We start from the raw sequence: 15,287 nt of genomic DNA, 5'->3' as shown, positions 1-15,287 counted from the left end.
AACGCACCATCCGAAGATTCTGGTGCGTTAGCCTACGCCATAACACACCCTACATATACTTAGATTTTTTCATAAATCAAATACTAGTCCTATAGTTGGTATCTTGCTAGAACTAAAGGTAGTCATCGACAGTTCAAACATCCAGATAAATCCAGTACTGTAACAGTGTCTGGTAAGCCAAATGTGGATGTGCCAATTGGTACTCTTAAAAATATCTGGAGACAAGCTCAATTGAAGGAAGAGTAATGCGTTATACAGTTGTGATTGAAAAGGGAGAAACTAGCTACGGTGCTTATGTCCCTGATTTACCAGGTTGTGTCGCTGTGAGTGAAACTTTAGAAGAAGTCAAGCAGATGATTACAGAAGCTATTAAATTTCATCTAGAAGGAATGCTAGAAGATGGTTTACCTATTCCTAAACCTACAAGCATCGCTCATGAGGTTGAAGTTGCAAACTACATCAAAATATAATTATCGGAAATCACTAAGAAACGTGAATTAAATAAAATGCAAAACTTCATCCTGTATCTAGCTTCCCTCTCCTTTATAAGGAGAGGGATTGAGGGTGAGGTAAGCCAAGGACATAAATTGTATTCCCATTACCCTCTGTGAGGGTATGTATCAAAACTCCATTACCCTTATGACCATAGGCAACACCCTCACCGCCACCTTTCCCAGGGGGAAAAAGACCCGTCTACCGCGCCGTAACTCCAGTTAATTAATCCTTTCTCGTCTGCAATTCCCAGTATACGCGCTTGTAAATTGTCTAACGTTCTATCTGTTTGCCAACGTTGTAGCCATCTGTGCGCTGCACTTTTTGATGCCCAGATTTCTCCCTTTGGAACATCGCACCAACGACATCCTGTTATTAATATATACAGTAAAGTGTTCAGTACATGACGAAATGGCGCATGAGGCATTCCACGTTAGCGAAGCTTACCGAAGGTATCGCGCTTTTGTGATTCCTTGGGCAACATATCTTCAAATCAACCTCCATTCTAGGTCACTTAATCCTTCAAATCGCCCAGCCATACTGTGATACATCCTTTTGTTATCAACAGCAGATTATCATATTACAGTTATTAGTGGGATAGGTTCATAGATATCCTACTCGATTAGCTGACTTCAGAGCAATGCCTAGACTGAGTTACGCCTACTTAATACCAGCACCCCCATAACCAACCTTATCGTCTTCAAAGTCTGTTATCGCACAAGCAAACTCCCTAAAAGCTGTTTTAATCAGAACCTCTTTTGTTCCCCTTTCCAGCGAAGAATTGCGGATGAGGTCTGTTAATTCTATAAACAACAGAGAAAACATAAAACGATCTTGGCGGTCAACTTGTTTTAAGCAAGACGATATAAACTGATAAAGCTCTGTTTTTCTAGGTTTAGTTTGTTCATCCCATATTTGCAACCCAAGCCGAAGAGTTCTCAAGCGAATTTCATTACTATTGAAGGACGCGTCTTTGTAGCGCACTGATACGCGTTGGGGTATTTCCATGAGTTTTAGCTATACATATTCAATGTAAAGTAATTATTCACTTATATTTTGGTTCAACCGGAAAAATCTCATATTTAGTGCCAATACCAACAACCCGCCATAGGTTAGCCCTCTTTAATCACTCTCGCTAGATAAAAATCTAAAACCCATATTTTTCAAGACTTTTATCAATCTAGGTGTAGGTTGGGTTGAGTAAGGAAACCCAACGCCCAAAAACCTTGTTATTGTTGAGTTTCACTTCCCTACGGGACGCTGTTCGCGTTCGTTCAACCCAACCTACAATTATTTTTCTTTCCCCAGAGTGATAGAACAGGGTTAAAAACCACTGACTTACATGGAATATAGACAGTAGGGGCGTAAAGATGTACGCTGTTAGTACTCCTAGTGCGTGATCTATTTACTAATCAATTTTTTATTGTTCTAACATTTGGAAGAATCGGGTAAAATAATCTGGGAACGTCTTTGCTGTACAGCCAGGATCTTTAATCACAATCCCTGGAACCTTTAAACCAGTGACAGCAAAAGCCATTGCCATTCGATGATCGTGATAGGTTTCAATTGCTGCCGGGGTAATGGGGCTAGGTTCAATTTTCAGTCCATCTGTAAATTCTTCAACCTGAACTCCCAGCCGACGCAATTCTGTGACAACAGCTCGAATGCGTTCAGTTTCTTTATATCGAATATGTTCCACATTACGAATGGTAATCGGTGAACTGGCAAAGGGCGCGATCGCTGCTAATGTTTGCACTAAATCCGATATATCATTCATATCAATGTCGATGCCTTGCAATTGCTTGGGCCCAATCACTTCGGTGTAATCATCGGAGTGATTAATTTGGCAACCCATCTGTTCTAAAACATTCAGCCAGAGAATATCACCCTGACAGGATTGTTTGGTCAAATGTTTGACGCGCACCCGTCCACCTGTGACGGCGGCGGCGGCAAAAAAGTAAGAAGCATTTGACGCATCAGGTTCTACTGTATAATGTCGAGCTTGGTAACGTTGACCCGCTTTAATCTGAAATTGATTATCGCCGATTGGAATCACCTGCACGCCAAAATCTGCCATCAGACGACAGGTCATTTTGATGTAAGACTGAGAAACGAATGTCCCCTCAACCTCAAAAATCGTATCCTGTTGAGCATAAGGCGCAATCATCAGCAATGCCGAAAGTTGCTGACTTGTTTGATTCGCTTTCAAACGAAAATTTCCGCCAGCGAATCCCTGGCTATAGAGGGTGTAGGGCATAAACCCGGAGTTTCCCTCAAAATTAACGGTTGCTCCACCCGTTTGCAGCACCGTCAGCATGTCGCCCATCGGCCGTTCTCGCATTCTGGGAACGCCATCTAGGCGATATTCGCCGTTACCCAATGCCACCAGCGCCGAAATAAACCGTGCTGTAGTACCTGATAAACCCACAAATAAATCTGCCTGTTTAGCCGGGATATCGCCTCCCCTTCCCGACACTTGAATCTGTGCTAGATAAGGATTCAGAGTGATGAGAATGCCCAATTGCTCTAAACATTTGCCAAAATACTCGCTGTCTTCACTAAATAAGGCATTTTCTAAAATGGAGTCACCTTGCGCCAAAGCAGCGACAAGCAACGCCCGATTAGTAAGACTTTTAGAACCGGGAATTTCTACCGTGGCATCCACTGGCCGATTTAGAGCAGGAATTGCAATGGTATCCACGTTAAACCTCTATATGGGCGGTCAGCTACAACTTTATATATTGCCATATTGTGACCAAAAGAGGCAGGGGAAGAAGAACTATTAACAAATTCTGGGGGTTTAAGTTGCTTGACTTAGTTGAGTGCAAAAGCTGACACTGCTTTAGGAAATATTTGATTTATTCACCTGACTAATCTAGAACCCAGGCATTATCAATATTAAATAGATTAAGTAAGTCGGTGTTAAAAAATCAGCCCATCTGACGAAATGTAAAATCAGCAAACACCTTATAAATCATTGATTATAGAGTTTTACAAAACTAAACATACATGATTTTTATCGTCTAGACCTATTTAATTCAACCAAAACTGGTAACAGAAGAAGAACATATCTGTGCCCAGGTGATCCCACAATCTCATGTTGACGAGCATCTTTTTCTGCTTCGATTTACAGATGTTTTCCCAAAAGCGATGTCTGACGACAAGCCGCTAGGCATCTACGCAATTCTGAATGCACTCTCTCAGCCTGGGTGAGATTAGAACATCAATATTGGAATTGTAACAAAGACAGGTGTATGTAAATATGGTCAAGCGAAAAAGTAGCTAGTTCAGCTTTTTTTTTAAAAAGTAGCAATTGTTGCTGATCGAACCAAGCGATCGCGGTAAGATTTTGGACTTAAGCCTAATGCAACTCCAATAACTCCTAAGACTGAACGAATAATTAATAATTCGTAATTTATGCTATAGAGCAACTAACTTGAGTTTTGGAGGTCAAAGTATGATTTCTTCTCAAAGTGAGATTAAATTACATCCAAAAAACAAATGACCAACTTAAACAACTTTCAAAGACTAGTAGAACTTGCAAATGATTATGGAATTATTTGCCAGCCAACACCAGAAGAATGCTTGATTGCATCCTTGCCTGGAGACGATGATTTCTTATTAGCTTTTACTTGGTCTGGTACACTTGAGGGAGAGCCGCCAGAGCATGAATTAATAGCAATTAGTGTACAGGATCTAGTCAAAGAAGTTACTGTTGCAGCTTGGCAGATTCCTATTTATTTATTCGGAAACGTTTTAAGGCAGGCTCAGATGCTTGTCACTGCCCACAAAGATTTTGTTAGCTAACAGACAAGAAACTTCCCAATAAAAAAACATTCCAAATTTTCTTGTGGGATGGGTGTCCTCACCCGTCCCATATTCAGGATATTCAGGGCGGGCTTTCCGGCCCACCTCACAAGTAGTAGTAATTTATTTGTTGGAAGTCCCTAACTTAAAAAATTAAAGCTGTGGTGACGACAGCTTAAGCTGTGGTTATAAACGTTCCAAGTGTGATAAGTAACGCTTAAGTTGTAGTAACAACAGCTGAAGCTGTTATTATGGATGGTGAAGCTGTAGTTATAAACGTTCAAGTTGTCTAAGACTTACGCAAAGCTACACACGGTAGAGGCAATTCATTGAAAGCGGCCGGAAACTCAAGGGAATTGAGTGGGTGGAGTTTTTTATGTAGCTTTAGCTTCGCGCGGGGTATTGCCCCTACAGGGTTTCGGCTATTATTTGCGTAAGTCCTGTTGTCGTTAGGACACAAGAATATCACAAAAAATTAATTTTCCCAGTAGACATCTTTTATATCTAAATTTTTAACTGGTTGCTACTCAAATGCTACTCAAAACGGTAGCCTGGAATAATTCAGCAACTCACACATATTGCATCATGTTACCTAAAGCCAAAAAGTACTGGACACCCCAGCACTGGGCAAGTTGGAAGCCTTTCGGGATTGGCGAACAGTACCCTAACAACTTTTGGGAAGTCTTTCGGGCAATCTGGTTATCTCGTGACAAACTACCCTACGCATGGAATATTCTCGATAAAGGTGTCTGTGATGGTTGCGCTCTCGGAACAACCGGGATGAAGGATTGGACTTTAGATGGCATCCATCTCTGCAATGTGCGGTTACGGCTGTTGCGGATGAATACTATGCCAGCTTTTGACTCTGTGCTATTAGAGGATGTTTCGCAGTTACAAAAGCTAAAAAGCGCCCAATTACGCGACTTGGGACGGCTTCCTTATCCGATGATTCGTCAACGAGGGGAAAAAGGCTTTCGTCGTGTGAGCTGGGATGAAGCTTTAAGGGTAATTAGCGATCGCATCCGAGTTACCACACCAGACCGCCTCAGTTTCTATGTTACCAGTCGCGGTACTGTCAACGAAACTTATTATGCCACCCAAAAAGCTGTACGGGCAATGGGAAGCAATAATATTGATAACGCTGCCCGCATTTGCCATTCTCCCAGCACGGCGGGACTGAAAGCTGCTATTGGTGCAGGGGCTACCACCTGTTCTTATAAAGATTGGATTGGCACTGATTTATTAGTCTTCATTGGCTCCAATGTTGCCAATAATCAGCCTGTTACCGTCAAGTATCTCCATTACGCCAAGAAAGCTGGCACTAAGATTGTAGTTATTAATACTTACCGTGAGCCAGGGATGGAGCGCTACTGGGTGCCTTCAATTGTAGAAAGTGCGGTTTTCGGTACAAAGTTTGCTGAAGACTTCTTCTTAATCAACATGGGCGGGGATATAGCATTTTTGAATGGCACTATTAAACATATAATTGCTCACAACTGGGTAGACCAGTCATTTATAGATTTACACACAGTTGGCTTTGCCGAACTCAAAGCATCCTTAGAAAGCCAATCTTGGGAAGAATTAGAGCGGCTTTCTGGTACATCCCGTGAGTCAATGTCCGCCTTTGCGAAAATGGTCAAAGAAGCTAATAAAGCCGTATTTGTTTGGAGTATGGGCATTACCCAACATGAATGCGGTGAAGATAATGTGCGAAGTATCATCAACTTAGCTCTCACCAAGGGTTTTGTCGGTCGGGAAGGCTGCGGTTTAATGCCTATTCGCGGTCACTCTGGGGTGCAGGGTGGCGCAGAGATGGGATGTTACGCGACAGTATTTCCTGGTGGTAAACCCATCACCCCAGAAAATGCTGCCCAATTGAGTCAGCATTGGGGCTTTGAAGTACCAGCAAGTAAAGGTTTAATTGCTCCAGAAATGATTAACGCCGCACATCAGGGACAGTTAGATGTGTTGTTTTCCGTGGGCGGGAATTTCTTAGAAGTGCTACCAGAACCAGATTATGTGGAAGCGGCACTGAAGCAAATACCGCTACGGGTACATCTGGATATTGTTCTCTCCAGCCAAATGTTAGTGGAACCTGCTGAGACTGTGGTGCTTTTACCTGCGACGACTCGCTACGAAATACCAGGGGGAGTCACAGAGACTAACACTGAACGCCGGGTAATATTCAGTCCAGAAATTCCGGGGCCACGCATTGGGGAAACGCGCCCAGAGTGGGAAATATTTCTAGAATTAGCAAGGCGAGTAAAACCAGATTTGGCAGATAAGCTGGCTTTTGCTGACACAGCTGCTATTCGTCAAGAAATTGCTCAAGTCGTCCCCCAATATGCTGGTATTCAACACTTACAGCAAGCTGGTGATCAGTTTCAGTATGGCGGGTCACATTTATGCTTTGGTTGGAATTTCCCTACGATGGATGGGAAGGCACACTTTGGCGTATTATTACCACGACAAAGAGAATTACCAGAAGGTTGTTTCTTACTAGCAACGCGCCGAGGGAAACAATTTAATAGTATGGTGCAGGAACGCAAGGATGCAATTACTGGGGCGGTGCGAGAGGCGGTACTAATCAATGCTGCTGATGCAGCACAGTTGGGTTTAAAAGATTGCGATCCCGTCATTCTTAAGAATGAGTTAGGCGAGTTATTCTGTCAAGTATATATTGCACCAATTCAGTCAGGAAACTTGCAAGTACATTGGCCAGAAGGGAATGTGCTACTAGATAAAAGTAAGCGATCGCTCGAAGGAGTTCCTGATTATAATGCGATCGTGCGGTTGGAAAAAATTTAAATCAAGTCTCATTTTCCCAGCTTTCACATTTACAACAGCATATCCATTAACTTGCATGAAGACTACCGCAAAGATCAGCATCTCTGCGGTAGTTTTAAATTAATAGACATAGGAGTGAAAAAGAATCTAGGGACGTAGCACTGATACGTCTCTACAAGGGTTCTGGGTAACGTATATTTACAGCAGTTTTCATGTATTTGAACCACATCTGTCGTAGGGGCACAGCATGCTGTGCCCCTACCGCGTGGTCTATTTACCTGAAAATAGCTGTAATTTACTACTTTCAGTTATCCCCAATTCTAGAAAGCTATTGAAAGACTTATCTAACCCATTGCTTCCACCGCACTCAACATGAAATTAATCCGCTGCTCAAACTCTAGATTTTTGATCAGTGCGACAAATTTATCCGTTTCAGCAGGTAGTTGATAGTCGGACGGCACTTGAATGATCGTTCCATCCTCCATTCCTTGTGCCAGCAGCAGCCAAACGTCTAATTTGGCATTGGGACTTAGAGCATTATACGCTTGGCTGACATTGTTAGCTGCACCATTAACAATGTCGCGTTGTGCTTGCAATTGCTCTTCATGAGACAAGTCCAGGAATAGGTCAAACAGTGTTTTAGCAGGAACTTCTACGCTTTGAGGAGGCGCTGGCTTTAGCTGGTCTTTAAGATCCAAGTAACCAAACCAAAGTAGGGCTAGCTGAGTATCTACATCAAAGCGTTGAAAACTTTCTAAAGCGGGTTTTGTACTTTCATCAACTGTGTAAGTCATAAAAAACTCCAACTAAGTTAAGGGTATTCTGATTTCGTCACTTACTGAAAAAATTTCCTTTCAGTAGCTTCATACAACTTAACAAACTAATGGAGATAGATAACACTACTTAGAGTATGAATAGGACTCACGACATAAGACAGAGATAGATAACTTAAGCTGCTAGTTACAAAAATGCCTGCTTTGATGTATATGAAAGCAAAAATAAAAGCTAAAACTTTAAGTAACGTCTGTGACTGTAAGCCATCGCTGGAGTTCCTGATTATAATGCGTGAAACTAAGATAGGGTTAGCTTTTCAAGAAGTGTTTTCTTCCATCAGATTGGTGAAATAACTATGGTTATGCTGCTAGTTTTGATCTAGTTGGAACGAAAGAAAAAGCGTCGTTTCAGCCACTTGAAATTTTCTTAACGTACAAAAAACCTTTTTTGGCACGGTGATGCCCTATTCAAGCTAGGGGAAAAAGAGGAAACTACAGTACGGAACGTGTCAAATTTAACTCTAATCTTTCTGATTAAATTTTCGCTACATAACTGATAAATTTTTCCATAAACTTGCTTAGTTTTTGTATAAAGTAAGAGTAAAATATGTAGTTTTTTAAGTATAAATATTTAAAAAAAGCCTTTTCCAAGATTCAGTTAAAACACCAATGACAAATTATGTAGCTGTTTTCTATTCTGAAGTTGTAATCGAACAAAAGTTTACACACTTGTTGCAGATACCAATTTGTCTTTTGTATCCGGTTTTCCCAACTGCTAATTCGCTCATGTCTTAAGGGTAACGCCCAACTACCCGTTATAAATTTTCCCGCCCACCTTATGGAGTATGAAGTATGAAAGTCAAAAATTTGAGCGATGTCAAAATAGAGATTACAGGTAAAGGAAGAGGAGTCTTTGCCAACCGGAATTTCCGTGAAGGTGAGAAGGTAGTGATTGGACACCGAGTCCAATCACTACCAGAAAGAACTAATCACTCCTTCCAAATAGACATTGATTTACATATAGAACTAGATGAACCAGGACGATTAATCAATCACTCTTGTAATCCAAACACAGGAATTCGGAATAATGAATTTGGAGCATATGATTTTGTCGCCTTGATAGATATAAATGAAGGAAGTGAAATTACATGGGATTATGAAACAACAGAATACATTTCTATTGCTATTCCAGAATGTTGTTGTGGCGCTTCTAACTGTAGAATTAAAACCTTAGGATTTAAGTTTCGTTCTACTCAACTCAGGGAAAAGTATGGTATTTTTATTGCTGATTACTTAAAAGACTTCAGCATTTAGAGATAATCTGAGTTAATGATTTTTAAGGTGATATTAATCAGTTCTCGCTATCTCATCCATCAGTAGCCACCGATAACAAGCTGAGAGACCCTAAATGAGGCTGGCATAACTGATGAACTTGATTAGACTTTAATAATCCCATAATTCCCAATTAACCCCGTAGCATCTCTTGTGATAACGGGGTTTTTGATTGGTGGTCTATTGCGATCGCTAAAAAAGTGCGCCTTTCCAATAACAAATATTATAAGGCAACAGGTATTGACCCAGAGAATTTATAATGCCAGCCCTACAAGCATAATTACAAATTAGGATCAATGATTCTCGACAACTTCCAGACCTGTCCTAGCTACTGATTTAATATCAACATCCTGATTGTTTAGCAGCACTATAATGGTGGTATTTTGATTGGGGAGATACGCAAGCAATGTTACGAAGCCATAAGCTGTACCACTATGCCCAATTGCTTTTGCCAAAGGAGATGAAAACCGCTCTACACCTAAGCCATAGCTATAGCCTTCGCCATTATCTTTAAATTTCAGCATTTCTTTGAGCATCTTCGGGGAGAGTAAGGTTTTTTTGACAAATAACGCTTTAGCGAACTTGGCTAAATCCTCTGCTGTTGAAACCAATCCACCATCTCCTAAACCATTGCCATCATTGACTTGGGCGTAGCTATCTAGCTTACCATGCTTATGGCGATCGCCATAACCTGTAGCGACTTTTCCAATTGTCGGTTCGCGCAGTTCCGTAAAGGTATGTTTTAATCCTAATGGTTTTAAAATCTGACTGCGGATGGCTTGTGCGAGAGTTCCCCTAGTTATATTTTCAACAATCAGTTCCAAAAGGATGTAGTTGCCATCAGTATAAATAAATTTTTCTCCGGGATTTGCACGCGGTTCTTCTTGGTACATATACGGAATAGCTTCTCTGGCTGTCCAAGGCTGTGAGCGACTTCTTTTCGCTGTAGCTTGAATAAACTCTTTTGTTTCTAGGTATTCCGCAATACCACTGGTATGGTTGAGCAGTTGACGAACTGTAATTCTGTCGCTATTGACAATATGAGGACTGATGTCTCTTGGTAGGTAGGTAGCGATCGCCTGATCTAATTCTATCTTCCCTTGTTCCACTAATTTCAGCACAACCACCGCCATAAAAGTTTTACTCATACTGGCAATAGAAAAGCCATCTGTGGTTTTCATGCGGGTTTTAGTTGACAAGTTATTCACACCAGATGCTCCCAGCCAATCACCTTTAGGTGTAGTAATATACATGACTGCACCAGGGATTTTTTGTTCTACAACTATCTCATTTAAAAGTCTCTGTAGTTGAGAACTTTTTCCTACAGTAGAGGTAGACATGACTTGTTTAGCAAGAGATTTTTCAATTACTTTCTGACTAATGTTATTACCCACTAGGTATCCTGCAAAACCAAGGGAAATCACAAAGACTATTGCAAATAAAATTTTGCTGAAAGCCAAAAGTTTTAGGTTCATTTTACTTCCTAAACAGAAACCTAGCCGAACTAGCTCAACAGCACAAAGTAGTTGGTGAGCATTAAAGAGACATCTGATATACAAATACCATTACTCTGTTTCCAGATTAGTATCAAAATTTCAATTCACCAACTCTCACAAATATGACAATGCCAATTAAAAGCAAGACCAAAGCCACTGTTTGGGTGGTAGAAAAAGGTCAAGTGCGGCCTCGTTTAGATCATCTCACTACTGAGGAACCTTTGGAAATTCGTCTTGTTCCTCTCCAGAAGACGGTGGCTGTAACTATGCGAACGCCAGGGGCAGATTTTGAACTAGCGGCTGGTTTCCTCTACAGTGAAGGAGTCGTTAGCCGCAGGGAAGATATCCGACGCATGAGCTATTGTGTGGATGACTCAGTTGATGGTGAGCAACGCCATAACATCGTAAATGTAGAACTCCGGGATGGGTTGATTCCCGACTTACAGCCTTTGGAGCGTCATTTCTACATTAGTAGCGCCTGTGGGGTGTGTGGTAAAGCTAGCCTTGAGGCTTTGCGTTTGCGGGGATGTCCAGTGATTCCTCCTGGCCCAACGGTAACACCTGAGATCATCTATAGCTTACCAGACAAGCTCCGGGCTGCTCAAGGTATCTTCACTGCTACAGGGGGTTTGCACGCTGCGGCTACCTTCAATGCTCAAGGACAATTGTTAAACCTGCGGGAGGATGTTGGGCGACACAATGCTTTGGATAAATTGATTGGTACAGCTTTGCTCAGTGACGAGTTGCCTTTAAATAATTGTATTATCCTGGTTAGCGGACGCTCTAGTTTTGAGATTTTGCAAAAGTCTACAACTGCTGGAGTTCCGATTGTTTGTTCTGTTTCCGCTCCCAGTAGTTTGGCGGTGTCTGTCGCCAAAGAATTCGGGATTACCTTAATTGGATTCCTGCGCGGGGAACGGTTCAATATTTATACTGGTTTACAAAGAATAAACGCTGCTTAAGAACGCATTGTGCCAAGAATTGCTCTCGTCTGGGTTTTGCTATCTTGACTATTAGCCATCAAAAAATTAGTAAAATTATTTCATGCGACGAGACTCCATATTTTACAAACTGTTTCAACAATCCCCGACTTTACTATTTGAGCTATTGGGCTAGAAGCACGATGATCTTCTAGCCCCAAGGTAAGCTGTTCAGCCGATTGCCAACAGAAGAGCGAGTTAAAGCTCCCAACGAATAGAGCCGATGATTGTCAAGGGCGCACCTCTTTCAAGACCTAAAGTGTAACCGTAAGTAGACCTGAAATAGTCCGTATCAAATAGATTACGAATATTGATTGCAGCATTAAAACCATCTCTACGATAGTAAATCGCCGCATCGGTACGCAAGTAATCGGGTAGTTCAACCGAGTTGTCTGAAAGTGCCGCCCGCTCACCCACATAAAAAAGCCCTAAACCAAATCCCAAACCTTTGAGTGAACCCTTCTGGATTTGATATGTTGTCCAGAGACTAGCTTGATTTTCTGGCACACCCAGCAATTTGTTACCTACAGAAATGTCAATATCCTTGGTAACTTCTGCATTGGTATAGGCATAAGAAGCGATCGCCTTCCACCCTGGTAGAATCTCACCCGCGATATCTAACTCAATCCCTCGACTTCTTTGCTCCCCCACTTGAATCGAGAAATCACGGTTATTTGGATCGGGAGTTGTAACATTCGTCTTGCTGATTTGATAGGCTGCCAATGTTGTTGAAAGCTTTCCGTCTAGAAAGTCAGCTTTAATGCCTGCTTCATATTGAGTTCCTTTGGTCGGCTTAAATGCTCTACCATCAGGATTGAATCCATAAGTAGGAAGAAAAGATTGACTATAGCTGGTGTAGAGAGAAATCAATTTGCTCGGCTGATATACCAATCCAACTCGGGGGCTGAAAGCACTATCATTCTGTTCGGGAGAATCAATTCCACTATTTGTCACATTCTGTGAAACCCAATCTAAGCGCCCGCCAACCAATAGTTTCAGGTTATCTAAAATACTAATTTGATCCTGAAGGTAAGCACCGTAAGATTGGGTAGATGAATCGAAACTATAATTTGGAATATATACTGGGTTTGAAATGTTGTAATCTGGATTGAAGATATCTAGATTAGGAAGGGCAGGATCGGCAATCAGAGAATCAAAAGTCTGAACATTGCGATTAAAATCAAAACCCACTAAAAGTTGGTGCGAAATCGATCCCGTCTTAAACTTTCCAAGCAAATCGATCTGTCCAAAATAGTTATCTATTGTGTATTCACGTTTTTCAGTGTCAATACCTACTAGAAAACGATCATCCACTAGATTTGCTCCTGCTGCAAACCCGTCACTAGTTCTAGTAGTAGCCACTGAAAAATTGTTACGAATCTGCCAGTTGTCGCTAAACTTATGATTCAGGGTGTAGCCAAATTTTTGAGTCGTAGCATCAATAAAAGTTAAATCACGATAGCCGAGAAAGAGATTCGGAGGCAGCAAGCTACCATTGCTGAAAAACCAACTGCCAGACTGATTAGGATATCCATTATAGTTAGTGTATTCATAGTATAGATTCAGGTCTGTTCTATCCCCCAATTTCAAAGTGATTGAGGGTGCGATAGTGGTTATATTTGTGTGGACGAAATCTTGAAACCCGCCCGAATCTTGATAGCTCGCAATAAACCGATAGAGTACAGTTTTATCAATATTCAATGGTCCTGAGAAATCGATGCTGGGCTGATAATATCCAAAATTTCCTGCCTCAAATCCGAGACTGTAGTAGGGTTCACTCAAAGGTTGTTTGGTGATAACGTTGACGATTCCACCGGGTTCTACAGCTCCAAATAGAACTGAGGCTGGGCCTTTGAGAACTTCTACTTGTTCGATCGTCCCAATGCCTGTCAGCGTAAAGCTATCATTTGTATCTCGATAGCCATTGCGGAAATTTCCATTCTGCACAAATCCTCTAATGACTCTGCCTCCTGAAGGCGCACCGAAGTTGGTTCCGCCATCAACAACGCCACTGACTGTTTCCACTGCCTCATTTACACTTCTGACTTTGCGATCTTCCAGCACCTGTCGCGGCACCACCTGAATCGATTGAGGAATATCGCGCAATGGTGTGTCGGTTTTAGTGGCAGTTGACGTTTCTGCTACGTTATACCTATCTTGCTCCCCCGTCACCACCAACTCAATCGGCTCATCCTGCGGTGTCTCGCTTGCTGGCTTTTTTTCGGCTTGCGGTGTTTGGGGTTGCTGTGGTGCCTGTGTCGCTGTTGCAGCAGATGCTACCGCAAAAACCAGCCCTGCATTATCATCAAATAACTCAACTGTGGGCAAAGCTTTCTCACCCACCACTGTCACTCGCACAGTATTTGCATCAATGTTTGTGACTGTTATTTGAATAATTCCCGCAAGGGGTTTTTGCGATCGGAAGGTGAAACCCTCGTCCGATGGTAAACTCAATTGGGTGTTAGGAATATCGGTAATAAAATTATTACCAGCACTGCGGTTTATGAGTTGTAATTTTTCCCCTTGAGTGGTTTGTAAAATTACCTCCACACCTTTTTTTGTAGGGTTTGCTTTTACCGCTGTTATTTGTGTAATTGTTGGCGCGGGTGTAATTTGCGGTGTGGCCAACTGCACTAATAATTGTTGAGCGCTGGTGATCGGGGTTTCTAAGTCGCTCAGTTGCCGGATTTTTTGATGCCCCCGCTTTGTCAGGCGATCGCCCAAGTTAGAGGTATACATTTGTTGATGTAAACTGTCAATACCTTTTTGAGACAATTTATATCTATTCTCAAGTTTAGCCTCTGCCCAAGCAGGTTGTGTTACCAAAGTGCTGATAATTCCCACCACACTTGCTGCTAGCCATAAAGAGATACTGGGCTGCCAACTTTTCATACCGCTCCCTACACAGTTTTGATTAAAACGCTTATTGCATATATTTATTAATTGCAATATTGGCTGAGTATAGAGAAGCGATCGCGGTTGAGTCTATATCCAAAACGGCATTACAGTCGCAAAAGGGCATTAAAAGTCGGAAATATTCTTTTTACCTGACAAACATTCACTGGGTGTAATACCAAACTTGCGTTTGAAGGCGATCGCAAAGTGTCCCTGTTGGGCATAACCCACTAAATTGGCAACCTGAGTCACAGTTAACTTACCAGAACGTAGTAGTTGCTCTGCTTGTTCCATACGTTTACTGGTAAGATAACCAAACACCGTTGTGCCAAAGAGTTCTCTAAATCCATTACCGAGAGTGCGTAGGCTCACTCCCACAAGTTGCGCCAATTCCGGTATCAATGGCGGATTCTCCAGACGGGAAAGCAAAATATCCCTAGCGTGGTGAATACGGACAATGGTTTGAGCCTTTAGTCGTGGGGGGAGCAATGCGATTTTGTGAGGTGCTTAAAATTCAGGTGCTAAATCACATATTTAGGGGTGCGATCGCAGTCAAATAACTGTTTTTATTGAGAATCTAGGTTTGTAACTGAGAATAAAAGTCCGATCTCACTTTTTCGCATTGCTCCCAGTCGTGGGTATGGTTGCAGTCCATCCGACTGTGCCAGAATGGGAGCTAACTGCAACGCTATTAATTCTTGGATCTTTCCCTGCAAATACATCCG

Annotated in this window: 12 protein-coding genes and 2 pseudogenes; 7 read left to right on the top strand and 7 right to left on the bottom strand. The window is 41.9% G+C overall.

All coding sequences use genetic code 11. From position 1 onward, the window contains the following. Window positions 1–156 precede the first annotated feature (156 nt). Window positions 157–246 (top strand): annotated as a pseudogene (locus ACYTXL_RS15625) (type II toxin-antitoxin system HicA family toxin); the annotation flags it as partial. Continuing rightward, window positions 246–470: a type II toxin-antitoxin system HicB family antitoxin gene (locus tag ACYTXL_RS15620; RefSeq protein WP_461925531.1), complete on the top strand. Its 225-nt coding sequence runs from the start codon at window positions 246–248 to the stop codon at window positions 468–470. The pseudogene ACYTXL_RS15625 and the gene ACYTXL_RS15620, both read left to right, overlap by 1 nt. 188 nt (window positions 471–658) lie before the next feature. On the opposite strand, the gene ACYTXL_RS15615 is transcribed toward ACYTXL_RS15620, so the two are convergent. The 3 genes from ACYTXL_RS15615 to aroA form a co-directional block, all read right to left on the bottom strand. After that, complete coding sequence (locus tag ACYTXL_RS15615) at window positions 659–919, bottom strand: transposase (protein ID WP_461925530.1); 261 nt, start codon at window positions 917–919, stop codon at window positions 659–661. A gap of 233 nt (window positions 920–1,152) precedes the next feature. Then, entirely contained in the window at window positions 1,153–1,500 is a 348-nt protein-coding gene (locus ACYTXL_RS15610; protein ID WP_292802744.1) for a hypothetical protein, read from the bottom strand. 412 nt (window positions 1,501–1,912) lie between these two features. Continuing rightward, window positions 1,913–3,193, bottom strand: coding sequence for a 3-phosphoshikimate 1-carboxyvinyltransferase (gene aroA, locus ACYTXL_RS15605; protein ID WP_461925529.1), 1,281 nt, complete (start codon window positions 3,191–3,193; stop codon window positions 1,913–1,915). Between the two features lie 800 nt (window positions 3,194–3,993). On the opposite strand from aroA, the gene ACYTXL_RS15600 reads away from it, so the two are divergent. Both ACYTXL_RS15600 and ACYTXL_RS15595 read left to right on the top strand, forming a co-directional pair. Further along, on the top strand, window positions 3,994–4,299 hold the full coding sequence (locus ACYTXL_RS15600) for a hypothetical protein (protein WP_461925528.1): 306 nt from the start codon (window positions 3,994–3,996) through the stop codon (window positions 4,297–4,299). A 585-nt stretch (window positions 4,300–4,884) separates the two neighbouring features. After that, a complete protein-coding gene (locus tag ACYTXL_RS15595; protein WP_461925527.1) occupies window positions 4,885–7,107 on the top strand; it encodes an FdhF/YdeP family oxidoreductase in 2,223 nt (740 codons plus the stop codon). 323 nt (window positions 7,108–7,430) lie between these two features. Here ACYTXL_RS15595 and ACYTXL_RS15590 read toward each other — a convergent pair whose 3' ends face one another. Further along, the gene (locus tag ACYTXL_RS15590) at window positions 7,431–7,880 is read right to left on the bottom strand and encodes an orange carotenoid protein N-terminal domain-containing protein (RefSeq protein WP_461925526.1); all 450 of its coding nucleotides are present in this window, start codon (window positions 7,878–7,880) and stop codon (window positions 7,431–7,433) included. An 831-nt stretch (window positions 7,881–8,711) separates the two neighbouring features. On the opposite strand from ACYTXL_RS15590, the gene ACYTXL_RS15585 reads away from it, so the two are divergent. Next, window positions 8,712–9,173, top strand: a complete 462-nt coding sequence (locus tag ACYTXL_RS15585; protein WP_461925525.1) for an SET domain-containing protein-lysine N-methyltransferase — start codon at window positions 8,712–8,714, stop codon at window positions 9,171–9,173. A 311-nt stretch (window positions 9,174–9,484) separates the two neighbouring features. Here the strand turns inward: ACYTXL_RS15585 and ACYTXL_RS15580 are convergent, their stop codons facing one another. Next, the gene (locus tag ACYTXL_RS15580; RefSeq protein WP_461925524.1) at window positions 9,485–10,666 is read right to left on the bottom strand and encodes a serine hydrolase domain-containing protein; all 1,182 of its coding nucleotides are present in this window, start codon (window positions 10,664–10,666) and stop codon (window positions 9,485–9,487) included. Between the two features lie 143 nt (window positions 10,667–10,809). On the opposite strand from ACYTXL_RS15580, the gene fdhD reads away from it, so the two are divergent. Then, on the top strand, window positions 10,810–11,649 hold the full coding sequence (fdhD, locus tag ACYTXL_RS15575; RefSeq protein WP_461925523.1) for a formate dehydrogenase accessory sulfurtransferase FdhD: 840 nt from the start codon (window positions 10,810–10,812) through the stop codon (window positions 11,647–11,649). 82 nt (window positions 11,650–11,731) lie between these two features. Then, window positions 11,732–11,797, top strand: a pseudogene (locus ACYTXL_RS15570) (DUF2887 domain-containing protein); the annotation flags it as partial. Window positions 11,798–11,865: 68 nt separating this feature from the next. Here ACYTXL_RS15570 and ACYTXL_RS15565 read toward each other — a convergent pair. Next, entirely contained in the window at window positions 11,866–14,559 is a 2,694-nt protein-coding gene (locus ACYTXL_RS15565) for a TonB-dependent siderophore receptor (protein WP_461925522.1), read from the bottom strand. 129 nt (window positions 14,560–14,688) lie between these two features. Continuing rightward, window positions 14,689–15,051: a helix-turn-helix transcriptional regulator gene (locus tag ACYTXL_RS15560; protein ID WP_461925521.1), complete on the bottom strand. Its 363-nt coding sequence runs from the start codon at window positions 15,049–15,051 to the stop codon at window positions 14,689–14,691. Between the last annotated feature and the right edge of the window lie 236 nt (window positions 15,052–15,287).

It is taken from the genome of Nostoc sp., assembly GCF_054880495.1.
Note: the sequence above shows the minus strand (reverse complement) of the source record. Positions and strands in the feature narration are given on the sequence as shown.